Below are 16,791 nucleotides of genomic sequence, written 5' to 3' on the forward strand. Positions count from 1 at the left end.
GGGCTATAGGAATCAGACGACAGCAACAGGAGTTAAGCGATGAACGCTGCCCCCCTCCGGGTCGCCATCCAGATGGACCCGATTGAAACCATCAATATCAATGGCGACAGCAGCTTTGTTCTCGGCCTTGAAGCCCTGAAACGCGGCTATGAGCTTTATCACTATCTGCCCGAGGCGCTGACCTATGAAACCGGCAAGGTAACCGCCACGGCGCGCCGCATGGACCTGCGCCGCGAGGCTGGCAACCATTATACGCTCGGCGATCCGGTGAAGCTTGATCTTGCTGAAGATATTGACGTGATCCTGATGCGTCAGGACCCGCCCTTCGACATGGCCTATATCACCGCTACCCACCTTCTGGGCCTGATTGCCGACCGTACGCTTGTCGTCAACAACCCCGATGAAGTGCGGAACGCGCCCGAGAAACTGTTCGTCACCCTGTTTGCCGACCTGATGCCCGAAACCATGATCACGCGGCAGCTGGATGACATCCGCGAGTTTCGCAAGAAACACGGCGAGATCGTCATCAAGCCGCTTTATGGCATGGGTGGATCGGGCGTTTTTCACCTGCGGCAGGACGACAGCAACCTCACCGCCCTTTATGAGATGTTCGTCGAACGCAACCGCGAGCCGGTGATGGTGCAGCGCTTCATGCCCGAGGTACGCCACGGCGACAAACGCATCATTCTGGTGGATGGCAAGGCGGCTGGTGCGCTGAACCGCGTGCCCGCAACCGGCGAAATCCGCTCCAACCTTGTGGCGGGCGGCCGCGCCGAGAAGACCGAACTGACCGCCCGCGAGCAGGAAATCTGCGAACGCATCGGCCCCGCCCTTTACGAGCGCGGCCTGATTTTCGTCGGCATCGATGTGATTGGCGACTGGCTGACCGAGATCAATGTGACCTCGCCAACCGGCCTGCAGGCAATCCTCAAGCTCGGCGGCCCCGCCCTTTGGGAAGATATCTGGGATGCCATCGAGGCCCGACTGAAGGGCCTCGGGCGGCTTTAAGCCTTAAATCCCGCAAACACCAAGGCGGCCACACAGGTCATCGAGCTGATCGAGCGTTTCATAGCGGATGGTGACGACACCACCTTCACCGTCCGCGCCGCCGCCATGCTCGATCGTCACCTTCATGCCGGTTGCGGCTGAAAGATCCTTTTCAAGCGCCACGGTATCGGCGTCCTTCGCCTTGCCGGTACCGGAGAGGCCACGGGCCTTGGGTGCCGCCGGGCGGCCCTTGGCCTCGTTTGCCAGCACTTCAGTCTGGCGGACCGACAGGCCTTCCTTGACGATGCGTTTGGCAATCTCTTCAGCGTCCGCTGCACCAATCAGGGCGCGGGCATGGCCCATGGAGATAGCACCGGCATTGACCATATCCTGGACGCTCGTGGGCAGCAGCAGCAGGCGCATCAGGTTCGCCACATGACTACGGCTTTTGCCGACGATTTCCGCCGCGGTTTCCTGCGTATGGCCAAACTCGTCAATGAGCCGCTTGTAGGCGGTTGCTTCCTCAATGGCACTCAGGTCCTGCCGCTGGACGTTTTCAACGATGGCGATTTCGAGCACTTCGGAATCCGAAAGCTCCCGCACCACCACCGGCACTTCATGGATGCCGGCCTTCTGGGCTGCCCGCCAGCGCCTCTCGCCCGCCACGATCTGGAACCGGTCGCCACCCATCGGCCGCACAAGAATCGGCTGCAGGACACCCTTTTCCTTAATCGAGGCCGTCAGTTCGGCAATCGCTGCATCGTCGAACCGGTTGCGCGGCTGGGCGTTGTTGCGCTCCAGGAAAGCAATCGGCAGCACGCGACGCGAGGCATCGCCAATCGCGGCCTGGGCTGCCACCACCTGCGGGCGGTCGTCAGCGAGAAGAGCGGAAAGGCCTTTCCCGAGGCCTTTTTTGGGCTTGGCACCAAGTTGCATTGATAGTCCTAACTTCTTGTTTTTATTCTATACTTCAGGCCGCAAGCGCGCCGTCACGGGTGAGAAGCTCGCGCGCCAGGCTGATATAGGCCTGACTGCCCGGGCAGCGGTGATCGTAAATGAGCGCCGGCATGCCATGGCTCGGCGCTTCGGAAATCCGCACATTGCGCGGGATCATCGTCTCATAGACCTGCGAACCGAGATACTGGCGCACGTCGCTCGCCACCTGTTCCGACAGGCGGTTGCGGCGGTCGAACATCGTCAGCACGATCCCGTTGATCGAAAGCTGCGGATTGAGGCTCGCCTGTACCTGATTGATCGTTTTGAGGAGAAGGCTGAGGCCTTCAAGCGCGAAAAACTCGCACTGCAGCGGCACCAGCACCTGATCGGCCGCCACGAAGGCGTTGATGGTGAGGAGCGACAGCGAGGGCGGGCAATCGATCAGCACATAATCATAGGCCGACGACACTTCGGCCAGATCGAAGGCCTGACGCAGGCGGAAATTGCGCTGGGGCAGCTCGGCAAGCTCGAGATCAGCGCCCGACAGGTCAACCGTCGACGGGATCAGCTCGACAAGCGGAACCTCGGTTTCAATCACCGCGTCCTGCAGGTCTGCCGCGCCCATCACCACGTCATAAGAGGTGATTTCGCGCGATGCCCGGTCGATACCAAGGCCGGTCGAGGCATTGCCCTGCGGATCGAGATCCACGATAAGCACATGCTTGTCCACCGCTGCCATCGCCGTCGCCAGATTGATTGCCGTCGTCGTTTTGCCGACGCCACCCTTCTGATTCGCCACTGCGATGATGCGGCCCTTGCCGGATTGTGTCATGTCCGCCCCCCTTCAGGCTGATGCCGGATGGACTAATCGTCTGATTTTATTGGATTCCGCCTCAGGAAAAGCGGGGCTGAACTGCAGTGAGCCGCAAGATCACGCCCTTGTCGTCGCTCAGGCTTTGGAACCGGTCAACATCCATCTTCCACGCCTTCATGGCCTCGGTCAATTCGTCTTCCGCCCCTTCACCCTTCAATAGCCAGAATTCGGTATTCGGGCCGATGAAAGGCCTCCCCCAATCAAGGAGCTGACCCACCTTGGCACAGGCGCGCGACGTGATGAAATCGACAGGGAAAGTTTCAAGCGCTTCGATTCGCTCATTATGAATCGTGGCAAGGGCCGATGTTTCACGTGAAACCTGCCCCATGAAACTGCACTTCTTGCCGTTGCTTTCCACCATATGCGCGTGGCCGAGCCCCATAACGGAAAGCACAAGGCCGGGGAAACCCGCCCCCGACCCGATATCGAGGAAGGTGAAATCGCCCTCCCCCTTCGCCTTGCGGATCAGGGGATAAAGCTGCGCAGAATCAAGGAAATGGCGGCGCCACAGATCGGGGATCGTGGTATCGGACACCAGATTCTTGGCCTTCTGCCACTTCACGAGAAGGGCGGCATAGGCTTCGAGCTTCGCAAGTGTTTCACGTGGAACAGCGAGATCCGCGGCAAGGCGTTCGGCAGTATAGGCAGCCATATGTCAGGCTGCCCGCTTGCGCTTGATATGCCCAAGGATGAGCGTGAGCGCCGCCGGCGTCACACCGGCGATCCGGGCTGCGGCACCGAGCGTTGCCGGGCGGGCGGTGCGGAACTTCTCGCGCATCTCGTTTGAAAGCCCCGGAATGGCATCGAAATCCAGGTCCTCGGGGATCGTCAGCGCCTCATCCCTGCGGAAGGCATCGACGTCCGCCTGCTGCCGGTCCAGATAGCCGGCATACATGGCATCGATGCCGAGCTGCTCGGCAATCGCCGGATCGATGGCGCCAAGTTCCGCGGGCCAGATGGCTTTCAGCTGGGCATATTCAATGGTCGAGAAACCAAGAAGCGTTTCAGCCGACCGGCGCTGGCCATCCTGATTGAGGCTGAGGCCATGTTTGCCGGCTTCGTTCGGCGTCAGCGACAGGCCCTGCAGGGTGGCGCGACCGGCCGCCAGCGCCGCCTTCTTCGCCGCGAACGCCTCGCGGCGCTCGCTGCCGATAAAGCCAATGCGGTCTCCGATATCGGTCAGGCGCTGGTCCGCATTATCGGCCCTAAGCGTCAGGCGATATTCCGCCCGGCTCGTGAACATGCGGTAAGGCTCCCGCGTGCCCTGTGTAATCAGGTCATCGAGCATCACACCGATATAGGCGTCCGCACGATCAAGGATGAAAGGCGTCTCGCTGCCACCAGCCGCAAGCGCCGCATTGGCGCCAGCCATCAGGCCCTGCGCTGCTGCTTCCTCGTAGCCCGTGGTGCCATTGATCTGGCCGGCCAGATAAAGGCCGGTCACGCGGCGGGTCTCAAGCGTCGCTTTCAGTTCGCGCGGGTCGATGAAATCATATTCTATCGCATAGCCCGGCCGGATGATCGTCACCTTCTCAAGGCCGGGGATCGACCGGATGAGTGCATCCTGCACCTCTTCCGGCAGGCTTGTCGAAATGCCGTTCGGATAAACGGTCGGGTCATCAAGGCCTTCGGGCTCCAGGAAAATCTGGTGGCTTTCCTTATCCGAGAAACGCACGACCTTGTCCTCGATCGACGGGCAGTAGCGCGGGCCCCGACCTTCGATCTGGCCCGAATACATCGGCGCGCGGTGCAGGTTATCCTTGATCACCTGATGCGTCCGCTCGGTCGTCCGGGTGATGAAGCAGCTGATCTGCGGTGTGGTGATCTCGCGGGTCAGGAACGAGAAAGGCACCGGCGGATTATCGCCCGGCTGTTCCTCGCAGACAGACCAATCGATGGTGCGGCCATCGAGGCGCGCGGGCGTGCCGGTCTTCAGGCGGCCGAGCTCGAACCCGAGGCTCATGAGCGTATCGGAAAGGCCCAGTGCCGGCGCCTCGCCCACACGGCCCGCCGGAATCTTCTTTTCACCGATATGGATCAGGCCGCGCAGGAAAGTGCCTGTCGTCAGGATCACGGCACCGGCCCGGATCTCGGTGCCGTCACCCAGCACTACACCGCCAATGCGCGGCTTCTCGCCTGAGCGGTCGATGATCAGGTCCTCGACTGCGCCGCCAAGGATCGACAGATTCGCATAGTCGCCGAGGATCGCCTGCATGGCTTCGCGGTAAAGCTTGCGATCGGATTGCGCCCGCGGACCCTGCACCGCCGGACCCTTGCGACGATTAAGGAGGCGGAACTGGATGCCGGCGGCGTCCGCCACCTTGCCCATGACGCCATCAAGCGCATCGATCTCGCGGACCAGATGACCCTTGCCGAGCCCGCCGATGGCCGGGTTGCACGACATCTCGCCAACCGTTTCCGGCTTGTGGGTGACAAGCAGGGTCTTCGCGCCAACACGGGCCGACGCTGCCGCAGCCTCCGCCCCGGCGTGGCCACCACCAATCACGATCACATCAAACACGGTCGCGCTCATCCACAAACCTCACACATGGCAAAAGACAGGCCGCCCCGCGCCTTCGCGGAACCACCTGCCCAACCTGCTCTGAAACATGGCGGGGTCTATACTAGAGAAAGGCGTTTAAGTCAAAGTTAAGCGGGCCGCTTACCGGAGCGTGTTTCACGTGAAACACAGTGCCTGCTGCAAACGGGCCATGGCACTTTTCTGCTTCCGACTGACAGCAACTCCATCGCCCCAGGCTTCTCCGCTGTCGTGCCAAGCGGAAATGTGCGCAAGCGGCCAGGGCACATCAAAATCAGCCGCGCTTTCAACAAGAATAACGAGGGCCTCAACAGACCGGTCGAGCAAGGCTGCTTCGATACGTGCGGCAAGACCGGTGACCTTCATCGGAACAGGCTCAGGCTCGTCGTCCGTGCCTTTCCGCAGAAGCGTCTGGCTTGCACTGACCATCATGCAGTTCGCGTGACCTGCATCGACCAGTGTTTGTTGCCTCGTCCGCACAAGCGCTGCAGACCTTGCCCCACCCGCGCCGAAAACGACCTCGACCGGCATGGCGCCGGGCTGACACGCCAATCGGGCGAAGAAGTGCTGCAGATAGTGGCGGGAAATCGGGGCGAGGCCAACCACCGGCGCGAAATTCACTTCGTTCACCACAGCGCCAGATATGTGCCATGGAATGGATATGTCGTCAGTCATGATATCGATTCCGATCACCGAAAGGCGGAACAACGATTGTACCCGCCGTGCGAAATCGAGGTTTTCGGGATGGATGATGGGCGTCACATCCTCATCAAGGCCACCATCCGCCGTGCTTTCGATCTGCCGGAGCGGCGCACGCGTACCCTGCTGCGGCACATAGTCAAAACTCATCCCTGCCCGTTCAAGTGCCTGCGATGCCAGAGCATCGTGGGGCCAACGCGTATCCCGCTTCCACGGCGGCAGCTGTTCGTTCGTGGCATTGGCGCGCACCACCAGTTCGGCGATGGTGCTGGTGCCGTCGCCCACAACAGCCTTCGGGCCGCGCTTGACGGCATAAAGCAAGTGGCCGTCCACCATCACCAGCCGGTGGCAGACCCCCTTGAGCATCGGCTCCACCAGAATGCGTCCGGACGGCGAAAGCGCGAGCGCATCCTCCGCCGCAACACGCACGGCATCAGATGACGCCAGATTGATCGCCACGCCTTCACCCCGTTCGCAATCAACCGGCTTCACCACAACCGGCCAGCCGGCGGACGCCGCGGCTTGCAGCGCCGCGTCAACCGAACGAACAACATTTCCCTTTATGGCCGGCAGCCCGGCGCGGCGCATCAGATCGGCGGTTTGTGCCTTGTCCCGTGCGAGCCGGGCCCCGAGGGCGGAATCGCCCCCAAGCGAAGGCGCATCTATCCACACAGACTGTGCCCCGAAGCCGAGCTGGAAGGTGCCTCCTGCCAAATAACGAAAAGGGATGCCCTTCCGCCACGCTTCCCTCAGCACCGGCACCGTTGTTGCCCTGCCCCCGGCAAGAGAGAGAAGGCCACCGTCTATCACCTCATGCTGCAGCCAGTCCTGCACGGCCGAAATGTCACGATCATCCTGCGGCGAGGAAAGCCGCTTCAGGCATTCCATCGCTTGTCCCAAGAGCCACACATTGAGGTTGCGCCCGTATTCGGCAAATGCCGGAACCGCTGTCGCAACACGGTATGCCGGCACATCCTGCTCGGTTGTTTTCACATCGAGCGAAAGGATATGCCCTCGATCAAAGGATGGAATGCGAGCTGCAAGAAGGATCTCCCGCCGAACAAAAAGGCATCGCTCGACCCAGCCTCTGGCCTGCGAATGCTGTTCACCCTCCTTGGATAAAGTCAGGTGAAAACCTTCGCCAAAACAACGCACAATCCGGCCATCAAGCGTTTCGGCCTCAAAGGCCGGAATGGCTGTCAGTTCGAGCCTGATCCGTTCATGATCGAGCGGCCATACCGGCTGTGCGCGGCCACTGGTTTTAGCCTTTTCAACTCTGGTGTCGATATTCATGCCGCTACATCACTTGCCGATGCAGAAATCGGAGAAAATAACGTCCAGGAGGTCCTCGACGCCGACACGGCCGGTGATCCGGCCGAGCGCGCGCGCAGCCATGCGGACATCCTCGGCGGCGAGCACCGCATCGAAACCCGCGTTCGTCTCGAACCGCACCAGATGCTCCACAGTCTCGGAAAGCGCCTGGGCGTGGCGGAGGCGCGTCAGGCTTGGTGCCTCACGCGGTGCCATCGCATCCATCACATGGTCGCCCAGCCGCGCGAACAGGTCATCGAGCCCATGCTCGGTTTTTGCCGAAACGGCGGCAAAACCGACAAGGTCCGCAGGCACATCCTTTTGTTCCACGTGAAACATCGCTGTTCGGTCGGCCTGCGTGACCACAAGGAAGGCGCCTTCCCCAAGCCACTCGGTGACCCCTTTCGGGATTTGCGGCCAGTCGTCGGCGCGCACCAGCACGAGGCGCAAGTCAGCTTCCTCCGCCCGCGCCCGCGCCCGGCGGATGCCCTCGGCTTCAATCGCACCTGCCCCTTCGTCGCGTAGGCCCGCTGTATCGATCAGCCGCACCGGGTAGCCACCCAGATCAAGCTGCACTTCCAGCACGTCGCGTGTTGTGCCGGCTTCATCCGAAACGATGGCTACGTCGGATTTCGCGAGTGCATTCATGAGGGTCGATTTGCCCGCGTTCGGCTCACCGAGGATCACGATCCGGTAGCCGTCCCTTAGCGCCCTGCCCCGGCGGCCATCCGCAAGGTGCGCTTCGATCGACTGGCGCAGGCGGGCGATTTCAGGCCGCACCGCGCCCGCTACCCCTTCGGGCAAATCCTCGTCGGGGAAATCAATGTCGGCTTCGAGATGCGCGAGGTGAGATACAAGCGCCGTGCGCCAGCCCTCGTAAAGTGTGCGCAGGGCGCCGTCCATCTGGCGGAGCGCGACTTCCCGCTGGGCTGCGGTTTGCGCGTGGATCAGGTCATTCAGGCCCTCGGCTTCGGTGAGGTCAAGCTTGCCATGCTCGAACGCACGGCGCGAAAACTCGCCGGGTTCGGCCGGGCGCAGACCCTTCATGGCGCCCAGTGCTTCGATGACGCCGCCCACGACCGCGCGACCGCCATGGAGATGCAGTTCCACCACATCCTCGCCCGTAAAGCTCGCCGGGCCTTCGAAATAAAGGACAAGCGCTTCATCGAGCCGGGCAGCGGTTGCGGGGTCGGTCAATCGCCGGAGTGCGGCTTTGCGCGGCTCGGGGCGCGCCTTGCCGGAGGTCAGTGCCTCAAGGGCAGCACCAGCACGGGGGCCCGACAGGCGCACAACGGCAACGCCGGCGACACCGGCGCCGGAAGAAAGCGCAAAGATTGTATCGGTGGCCAAGGAATCACCAGTAACTATATGATTTTATTTATCTTTTGACGTATCTTGCGTGCCCGCCATACCCGACATCATGTTCCACATGCTTTTCTGGAACTCGCCAAGCCCGGTATTTGCACCGCCCATCCACAATTTGATGGCCTTGTCGATATCCTCGGCATCGAAGCCTTTTTCGATCCGGCGTTTCATCTCGTCCATCACCGCATCATTCAGTGGCCGTACATCCGGCAGGCCAAAAAAGGTGCGGGCTTCTTCAGGCGTGCAATCGATATCGATGGTAATCTTCATGGGGCGTCGACCTTCCGGCTTGCCGCCAGGCAGGCGGGCTTGATAGCGTCGCGTCAGACTTCTCTTCTAGCCGGAGCCGATCCTTGCCGCAACTCTCGATGCATACGCCTATTTCCGACCTGACCATCCACGAATGGGACGGCGCCCTTGTGGCGCTCGATTGGGGATGGGGCGGTGAGGACGAGGTGACCCCGCTGCTGCGGGAAGCCAAGCGCCAGCTGGACGCCTATTTCGACGGCGAGCTGACACAGTTCAACCTGCCCTTTGCGCCCGAAGGCACCCCTTTCCAGAAACGGCTGTGGCGCGCCCTTTCAGATATTCCGTATGGGGAAACCATGTCCTACGGCGAGCTCGCCACCAAGCTTACATCCTCGGCCCGGGCCGTGGGCACAGCGTGCGGCCGCAACCCGCTCCCGATCCTTATTCCCTGTCACCGTGTGCTGGCAGCTGGCGGCAATATGGGGGGCTATTCCGGCGATGGCGGCCTGATGACCAAGAAAGCGCTGCTGGTGCTTGAAGGCGCCATGAGCGTCGAGCAAGGACTGATGCTTGAAGCCTTGGGATTCCTTGATTAACCTTGCCGCGATTGCAACCGCATCTTTGGGGGATAAATGATGGGCGACTGGATCAATATCGACGCTGGCGACGGCTCTGGCAGCTTCAAAAGCTATATGGCCCGCCCGGCTGGCGGCAAGGGTCCGGTCGTGATCGCCATCCAGGAAATCTTCGGCGTCAATGCCGGCATGCGCCAGATTTGCGATGAGCTTGCAGCTGATGGCTATATCGCTCTTTCGCCCGATCTGTTCTGGCGGCAGGAAGCAGGCGTCGAGCTCACCGACAAATCCGATGCCGAATGGCAGCGCGCCTTCGCCCTGATGCAGGGCATGGATATCGACAAGGGTATCGAGGATATCGCCACCACCATCGCCGCTGCCCGTCGGCTTGAAGGCGCGTCCGGCAAGGTTGGCGCTACCGGTTATTGCCTTGGCGGGCTTCTCGCCTATCTCACCGCCTGCCGCACCGGGATCGACGCCACCGTCAGCTATTACGGCGTGAATATCGACAAGTTCCTGATCGAGGCCACGATGATGGAAACCCCGCTCGTGTTGCATATCGCGGGCGAGGATAAATTTGTCTCCAAGGAGGCGCAGGCCACCATCAAATCGGGCCTCAAGGATAATCCGCTTGTCGAAGTGCATATCTATGACGGCAAGGACCATGCCTTTGCCCGGCCGAACGGCATCCATTATGACGCCGACGCCGCCACGCTCGCCAATGGCCGCACGAAGGAATTCTTTGCGAAACATCTGAAGGCCTGACCTTCCCTGCTGCCCGGAGGGGCCAATGACCCGCAATCCGCTTGTTTTCATCGTCCTTGGTGCCGGCCTTTCGGCTGCCTCCGCCTTCCTGATGCTGCAGATGTTCGGCGACGGTGCCGTTGCCACCGGCTGGGCGCTGGATGCCACGGCGCGGGTTTCGTTCGCCTTCTGGTTCCTCACCTTCATCGCCCGGCCGCTTAATGCCGTGAAACGTAGCGAGGGAAGCAAGAAACTCGTCTCCCTGCGCCGCCAGTTCGGGATCGCGTTTGCAAGCGCCCATATCGTGCACGCCTATTTCATTGTGCAGATCGCAGCCCTGGTGCCTGCCGATTTCCCGCCGGCGCGATTTGTGCCCGGCGGCTTTGTCTATCTTCTGATCCTCCTGATGTTCGCGACGAGTTTTGACCGCACGGCCAAAGTCATGCCCGGTCGCAGCTGGCAGTATCTGCACCGCACCGGCCAGTGGGTCATTGCGCTCGCCTTCCTGAATTCATCCCTTCAGGGCATTTTCATCCCCGATCACAATCGCCTGACCCATATGGTGCTGGCCGCCCTTGTCATTGCCGCCATTGGTCTCAGGGCCTATGTCTGGCAGGGACAGCGCAAAAGGAGACAAGCCGCATGACGACAGCCCGTGTAATCCGCTTCGAAAAAACCGGCGGCCCCGAAGTGCTGGCAAGCGCCACATTGGATATTGCTGCCCCCGGTGCGGGCGAAGTGTTGATCCGGCAGGAAGCTATCGGGCTCGATTTCATCGATACCTATCACCGCTCGGGGCTTTACCCGGTGCCCCTGCCCGCCGTGCCGGGGCTTGAAGCCGCAGGCGTCATCGAAGCTGTTGGCGCTGGTGTTACAGAATTCCGCGAAGGTGACCGGGTGGCCTACCCCTCCGGCCCGATGGGCGCCTATGCAAGCCACCGCCTGTTCCCAGTCGCCCGCCTCGTGAAACTGCCGGACGGGGTCGATTTCGAAGCCGCTGCCGCGCTGATGCTGAAGGCCGCCACGGTTGAATGCCTCATCCGTCGCACCTTCCGAGTCGAAGCCGGACAAACCGTGTTGTTCCACGCAGCAGCTGGCGGCGTCGGTCTCATTGCCTGCCAGTGGCTCAAGGCGCTCGGCGCCAATATCATCGGTACGGTGGGGTCGGAAGAAAAGGCCGAAATCGCCCGCGCCCACGGCTGCACGCATACGATCAACTACAACACCGAAGACTTCGTCGCCCGCGTGCGCGAGATCACCGATGGCAAGGGTGTGCCTGTGGTTTACGATGGTGTCGGCAAGGATACCTTCATGGGGTCGCTCGATTGCCTTTCACGGCGCGGCATGATGGTCAGCTTTGGCAATGCGACGGGGCCGGTTGCCCCCTTCTCGCCTGCGATCCTCGCCCAGAAGGGGAGCCTTTTCCTTACCCGTCCGACGATGATGGATTATGTGGCAACCCGCGAGGATCTGGAGCTTTCCACAAACGCCATCTTCGATGCGATCAAGGCCGGGCATATCACGGCAAGCGTCCGCCAGCGTTTCGCGCTTGAGGATGCGCCAGAAGCCCACCGCGCGCTCGAAAGCCGGGCCACGACCGGCCAGACAATCCTTATCCCCTGAAACGAAAACGGCCCCGCAATCGGGGCCGCTTCTCATTCATTTCCTGACTGACGTTCAGGCCATCGTGTTGCGGTTGGCACCGCGGCGGCGGGCAAAGCCGATGCTGGCGCCGAAACCGAGGATCACCATGAGCCAGGTCGAGGGTTCGGGGATGCCGGCCACAAGACCGCCACCGGGAATGCTGGCAACCGGATCGATAAATTCCACATTCATCGAAAGGATACGGAAGGTGTCGTTCTGGCTGATCGCGCCGAACGCCAGCTGATCTGTTACCCAGCCACCATCGAAGGTGAAGGTCGACCGGTTGTGGTGCGAACCGCTGAGGCCGAACTCGCCCATCAGGGCATTGTCTTCACCGAACAGGCGGAAATCATCGGAATTGTCGGCGTTGCCGAACACGACGCTCACGATCCGCACGGCTTCGCTGAAATTGAAGACCAGCACATCATCGGTGCCGTTGCCATCAATCCAGCCATTGTCGTTCTTGCCAAGCGACACGCCAAGGCCGTCACCCGAGCGGGTCACCTGAGCATAGTCCCAGTAGCCACTGTGATGGTTCTGCTGAACCCATTCCCACGGGGTGATCGAGCCATTCTTGTACTGGCCGGCGGTAACCTTGAGGTTCACATCGCTCGACGAATAATCGTAGCTGTAGGCACTGCCCGAGCCACTTGAGAAATCGAACGTAACCGCAGCGCTTGCCGGAACACTGGCAAGGGCAAGGGCCCCAACAACTGCATACGAAAACGCCTTCAACATCTTGTCTCTCCCTGAGGACATTGGTGTCCTGATTCGAGACAAGTCTCTCAAATGCCGATAAAATCATTGCTAAGGATTGGAGACAATTTTAGGCGAATTGAAAAAGGGGCAGAAATCCTGCCCCTTTGAGATGTTTTAGCTGATTTGAAACCGGTTATTTCTTCGGCATCAGGTCCAGAAGGGCCGTAACGGTCGCTTCCACGCCGCGACGCACCGCCGGTTCAGGCGTTACTTTGAAGAGCGGCGAATGGTGGCTCGGCACCGGTTCCCCACCGGCTGCTGCGCGCTCGAAATCGGCCTTTGGTGTGCCGCCTACCTGGAAATAGACGCTCGGGATCGCCGGATCGGTGGTGAAGAAGGGGAAGTCTTCCGCCCCCATATTATCCTTCGGCTTGTTACCGACCATCTCGGCGCCGAATTCAGCGGTCCAGAGCTTGCGCAGGCGCTGGGCGAGCTCGGGGTTGTTCATGGTCGGCGGGGTCGATTCCACCGCAAGCCGCACTTCCGGTAGCAGGTCCTCGGGCATGCCATTGGCGCGGCCAATGCCCTCGGCGATATTCACGATGCCGTCAAAGAGCTTCTTGCGGGTCTCGGGATTGTCCGACCGCACGCTGAGGCCAAGCTCGGCATGATCCGAGATGATATTGGCCTTGGTGCCAGCCTGGAACAGGCCAACTGTCACCACGCCCGGCTCGTAGGGCCCGAGGGTGCGGGACACAAGCGTCTGCAGCGCCATCACGATTTCGGACGCGATCACCACCGGGTCCTTGCCGCGGTGCGGTGCGGCGCCATGCGCGCCAACGCCGTGGACAGTGATTTCAACCGTGTCGGAACCCGAATAGGGCGATGCGTCGGAAATGTCGATATAGCCAGCCTCATGGCCTGCTGCGACGTGGAAGGCGAGTGCCATATCCGGCTTGCCGTAGGTCTTGTAGATGCCCGCTTCCATCATCGCGCGGGCACCGCCAACAACCTCCTCCGCCGGCTGGCCGATAAGCATCAGGGTGCCCGACCATTTGTCCTTCATGGCTGCCATGCGGCGCGCGGTGCCAATCAGCGAGGTGACATGCACATCATGCCCGCAGGCATGCATCACCGGCATCAGGTTGCCGTTGCGGTCTTCCTGCGTGGCTTTGGAGGCATAGGCGAGGCCCGACTTTTCCTCAACCGGCAGGCCGTCCATATCGGCGCGCATCATCACCATCGGGCCGGCGCCGTTTTTCATGATGGCCACCACGCCGGTGCCACCGATCCCGGTTGTGACTTCGAAGCCCGCAGCCTTCAGCTCTGCCGCAAGTTTCGTCGCGGTTTTATGCTCCACAAAGGAAAGCTCGGGATTCGCGTGGAAGTCCTTGAACAAGGCATCGAGATGCTTGTCATAGTCGGCCTTAACGGCTTTGGTCAGCGCGTCGTCGGCATGGATTGCCGGCGCGGTCATCACAAGGCCAAGGGCAAGGGCGATAGTGCGTTTCATGAAGTGTCCCCCAATTCATCAAATCTGTTACTGCGCGAGCCTAGCACAGAATTCGGCACTGCCAACCCAAAGGGTCTATAACTTTAGAAAGACGCGAGAAGGGCGTCTGTTTTGATGACAAGGGCATAGTCAGCGGCCAGATGGGCAAGGGTCAGTGCCTGCACATCTTCAGCTGTCCAGACCCTGCCATTCATGTCCGTGACGTCAGTCGCGGCCGTTGCATCAGAAACTACGGTTGCCTTGAATCCAAGGCTCGCTGCCATACGGGCGCTGGTGTCCACCGAATGTTGCGTAAGTACGCCAGCAATCACCAGTGCTGATACGCCATTCGCTTTCAGCAGGGCCTCTAGTCCGGTATCCACAAAGGCATTGTTCGTGTTTTTTCCGAACACGGTTTCACCGCCGAGCGGCTTCACCTCATCCTTGAAGGCATGGAGCGGCTGGTCGGGCCGGTAAGGCGACATGGGATCAATGCTGTCGTGCCGGATATGCACAACCGGCCAGCCTTTTGCGCGCCAAGCAGCCAGCAATTGTGCCATGTTGGCCTCAGCGTGCGGGTTGCCACGCCGACCCCACTTCGGATGGTCGATCGCCTTCTGCACATCGATGAGGATCAGCGCCTTCATCATCACACCCCTTCAAAACGATAAGGGGCCCGATCATCGGACCCCTTAGCTGACTATCATTTTCGGAGATGAACCTAGTTGTTCATCTGCTGGAAGAATTCGTCGTTGTTCTTGGCGTCCTTGAGCTTAGCAAGGAGGAATTCCATCGCGTCCACAGTGCCCATGGGGGTGAGGATACGGCGCAGGACCCACATTTTGGCAAGCACGCCCTGATCGACGAGCAGCTCTTCTTTCCGGGTACCGGATTTGAGGATATCGATCGCCGGGAAGACGCGCTTGTCGGCGACCTTGCGGTCGAGCACGATTTCGCTGTTACCCGTGCCTTTGAATTCCTCGAAGATCACTTCGTCCATCCGGCTGCCGGTATCAATCAGTGCGGTTGCGATGATCGACAGCGAACCGCCTTCCTCGATATTACGTGCGGCACCAAAGAAGCGCTTGGGGCGCTGCAGGGCGTTCGCGTCCACACCGCCCGTCAGCACCTTGCCGGATGACGGAACAACGGTGTTGTAGGCGCGTGCAAGGCGGGTGATGGAATCAAGAAGGATCACAACATCCTTGCCGTGTTCGACAAGGCGTTTGGCCTTTTCAATCACCATTTCGGCAACCTGGACGTGGCGGGAAGCGGGTTCATCGAAGGTCGAGGAGACGACCTCACCCTTCACGCTGCGCTGCATGTCCGTCACTTCCTCAGGGCGTTCGTCGATCAGAAGGACGATCAGGAAGCATTCCGGATGGTTACGGGTGATCGACTGGGCGATATTCTGCAGGAGAACGGTTTTACCGGTGCGCGGCGGCGCCACGATGAGCGCGCGCTGGCCTTTACCGATGGGTGCCACCAGATCGATGACGCGCGGGCTTTTGTCCTTCACGGTCGGATCGTTGGGGTCAAGCTTCAGGCGCTCGTCCGGGTAAAGCGGCGTCAGGTTATCGAAGTGAACCTTGTGACGGGCCTTTTCAGGCTCCTCGAAATTGATGGCCGATACTTTGAGCAGGGCAAAATAGCGTTCGCCGTCTTTCGGCGCGCGAATCTGGCCTTCGACCGTGTCACCGGTCCTGAGGCCGAAGCGCCGCACCTGGGAGGGGCTCACATAGATATCATCGGGACCGGGCAGATAGTTTGCCTCGGGGCTCCGGAGGAAGCCGAAGCCATCCGACAGGATCTCGATCACGCCGCCGCCCATGATTTCAACCTCGTCCTCAGCCAGTTGCTTGAGGATGGCGAACATCATGTCCTGCTTGCGCATCGACGATGCGTTTTCAACACCGACCTCTTCGGCAAGCGAGAGAAGGTCTGCGGGTGATTTCTTCTTAAGATCCTGAAGATGCATGGGATCGTCCGATATCGCTGGGATTGGCAGGTCTGGATCCGGGCGTTTGTCCTGGGGCTCGATGGCTCGAAAATTCAGAACATTCCGTCGTGTGGCCGCTCGGTCGGATTACGGTGGACTGAGATGGATTGGCCGGGAACGGGGCGGATAGTCAGAGGTGGCACCGGATGAAGACAGTTCCGGTGTGGGATAAAGCTAGCATGACCGACCTTGCTGTCAAGCGATTTGGAAACCGGCGCCGATGTCAGAAGGGGCGAACGATCACCATGATCACCGCGATGATGATGCCAATGGCCGGGATTTCGTTGACCATGCGGAAGAAACGACCGTCATGATGGCGAATGCCGGCCGCCGCCTGCTTGCGCCAGCGCGCCACAAAAACCTGGAAAATGGTGAGGGCAACAACGGCCGCAAGCTTCACATAAAGCCAGATGCCGGCGTCGAACCCGATATTGAGGACAAGAAGGATACCGAAGGTCCAGGCCGCATGCATGGCAGGCCCGAGGATGATTTTGGCGAGCTTGGCTTCGCGCTCGATCCAGCGCGCATCCTCGCTGCCGCCGGCGGGGTAATCCATATGATGGGCCAGATAGCGCGGCATCAGGAAAAGCCCGGCCATCCAGAAGATGACGCTGATCACATGCAGCGCCTTCACCCAGAGGTAAAAATCACCCAGAAAGCCTTCGATGCCCATGACAA

General features: G+C 60.6%; 17 protein-coding genes. 5 read left to right on the forward strand and 12 right to left on the reverse strand.

All coding sequences use genetic code 11. The features are described from left to right. Nucleotides 1-39 precede the first annotated feature (39 nt). Nucleotides 40-1,008 (forward strand): glutathione synthase, encoded by a 969-nt coding sequence (gshB, locus tag PH603_RS02240; RefSeq protein ID WP_289504295.1) that lies wholly within the window; start codon nt 40-42, stop codon nt 1,006-1,008. 3 nt (nt 1,009-1,011) lie between these two features. Here gshB and PH603_RS02245 read toward each other — a convergent pair whose 3' ends face one another. The 7 genes from PH603_RS02245 to PH603_RS02275 form a co-directional block, all read right to left on the reverse strand. After that, entirely contained in the window at nt 1,012-1,923 is a 912-nt protein-coding gene (locus PH603_RS02245; protein WP_289504296.1) for a ParB/RepB/Spo0J family partition protein, read from the reverse strand. Between the two features lie 34 nt (nt 1,924-1,957). Beyond that, the gene (locus PH603_RS02250; RefSeq protein WP_289504297.1) at nt 1,958-2,755 is read right to left on the reverse strand and encodes a ParA family protein; all 798 of its coding nucleotides are present in this window, start codon (nt 2,753-2,755) and stop codon (nt 1,958-1,960) included. A gap of 61 nt (nt 2,756-2,816) precedes the next feature. Next, nucleotides 2,817-3,449, reverse strand: coding sequence for a 16S rRNA (guanine(527)-N(7))-methyltransferase RsmG (gene rsmG / locus PH603_RS02255; RefSeq protein ID WP_289504298.1), 633 nt, complete (start codon nt 3,447-3,449; stop codon nt 2,817-2,819). Between the two features lie 3 nt (nt 3,450-3,452). Then, entirely contained in the window at nt 3,453-5,330 is a 1,878-nt protein-coding gene (gene mnmG / locus PH603_RS02260) for a tRNA uridine-5-carboxymethylaminomethyl(34) synthesis enzyme MnmG (RefSeq protein ID WP_289504299.1), read from the reverse strand. Nucleotides 5,331-5,474: 144 nt separating this feature from the next. After that, nucleotides 5,475-7,328 (reverse strand): ATP-binding protein, encoded by a 1,854-nt coding sequence (locus PH603_RS02265; protein ID WP_289504300.1) that lies wholly within the window; start codon nt 7,326-7,328, stop codon nt 5,475-5,477. 9 nt (nt 7,329-7,337) lie between these two features. Then, nucleotides 7,338-8,696: a tRNA uridine-5-carboxymethylaminomethyl(34) synthesis GTPase MnmE gene (mnmE, locus tag PH603_RS02270; RefSeq protein ID WP_289504301.1), complete on the reverse strand. Its 1,359-nt coding sequence runs from the start codon at nt 8,694-8,696 to the stop codon at nt 7,338-7,340. A gap of 24 nt (nt 8,697-8,720) precedes the next feature. Next, the gene (locus PH603_RS02275) at nt 8,721-8,981 is read right to left on the reverse strand and encodes a DUF6489 family protein (protein WP_289504302.1); all 261 of its coding nucleotides are present in this window, start codon (nt 8,979-8,981) and stop codon (nt 8,721-8,723) included. Between the two features lie 83 nt (nt 8,982-9,064). On the opposite strand from PH603_RS02275, the gene PH603_RS02280 reads away from it, so the two are divergent. The 4 genes from PH603_RS02280 to PH603_RS02295 are packed head-to-tail and all read left to right on the forward strand — an operon-like array spanning nt 9,065 to nt 11,902. Continuing rightward, nucleotides 9,065-9,556, forward strand: a complete 492-nt coding sequence (locus tag PH603_RS02280; protein WP_289504303.1) for a methylated-DNA--[protein]-cysteine S-methyltransferase — start codon at nt 9,065-9,067, stop codon at nt 9,554-9,556. A 39-nt stretch (nt 9,557-9,595) separates the two neighbouring features. Next, nucleotides 9,596-10,300 (forward strand): dienelactone hydrolase family protein, encoded by a 705-nt coding sequence (locus tag PH603_RS02285; protein ID WP_353507438.1) that lies wholly within the window; start codon nt 9,596-9,598, stop codon nt 10,298-10,300. Nucleotides 10,301-10,325: 25 nt separating this feature from the next. Then, nucleotides 10,326-10,925, forward strand: coding sequence for a hypothetical protein (locus tag PH603_RS02290; RefSeq protein WP_289504305.1), 600 nt, complete (start codon nt 10,326-10,328; stop codon nt 10,923-10,925). After that, nucleotides 10,922-11,902 carry a quinone oxidoreductase family protein gene (locus PH603_RS02295; protein ID WP_289504306.1) on the forward strand — a complete coding sequence of 327 codons (981 nt, stop codon included), beginning with the start codon at nt 10,922-10,924 and terminating at the stop codon, nt 11,900-11,902. Before PH603_RS02290 ends, PH603_RS02295 begins: the two co-directional genes overlap by 4 nt. Before the next feature lie 54 nt (nt 11,903-11,956). On the opposite strand, the gene PH603_RS02300 is transcribed toward PH603_RS02295, so the two are convergent. From PH603_RS02300 to PH603_RS02320, 5 genes are all read right to left on the reverse strand, one after another. After that, nucleotides 11,957-12,661 (reverse strand): PEP-CTERM sorting domain-containing protein, encoded by a 705-nt coding sequence (locus PH603_RS02300; protein ID WP_289504307.1) that lies wholly within the window; start codon nt 12,659-12,661, stop codon nt 11,957-11,959. A 154-nt stretch (nt 12,662-12,815) separates the two neighbouring features. Continuing rightward, entirely contained in the window at nt 12,816-14,135 is a 1,320-nt protein-coding gene (locus PH603_RS02305; RefSeq protein ID WP_289504308.1) for an amidohydrolase, read from the reverse strand. Between the two features lie 83 nt (nt 14,136-14,218). Continuing rightward, nucleotides 14,219-14,764 carry a cysteine hydrolase family protein gene (locus PH603_RS02310; RefSeq protein ID WP_289504309.1) on the reverse strand — a complete coding sequence of 182 codons (546 nt, stop codon included), beginning with the start codon at nt 14,762-14,764 and terminating at the stop codon, nt 14,219-14,221. A gap of 71 nt (nt 14,765-14,835) precedes the next feature. Beyond that, on the reverse strand, nt 14,836-16,092 hold the full coding sequence (gene rho, locus PH603_RS02315) for a transcription termination factor Rho (protein ID WP_289504310.1): 1,257 nt from the start codon (nt 16,090-16,092) through the stop codon (nt 14,836-14,838). 244 nt (nt 16,093-16,336) lie between these two features. Next, entirely contained in the window at nt 16,337-16,786 is a 450-nt protein-coding gene (locus PH603_RS02320; protein WP_289504311.1) for a CopD family protein, read from the reverse strand. Nucleotides 16,787-16,791 lie beyond the last annotated feature (5 nt).

The sequence above is a fragment of the Gimibacter soli genome, from assembly GCF_028463845.1.
Taxonomy (GTDB): Bacteria; Pseudomonadota; Alphaproteobacteria; order Sphingomonadales; family Kordiimonadaceae; genus Gimibacter; species Gimibacter soli.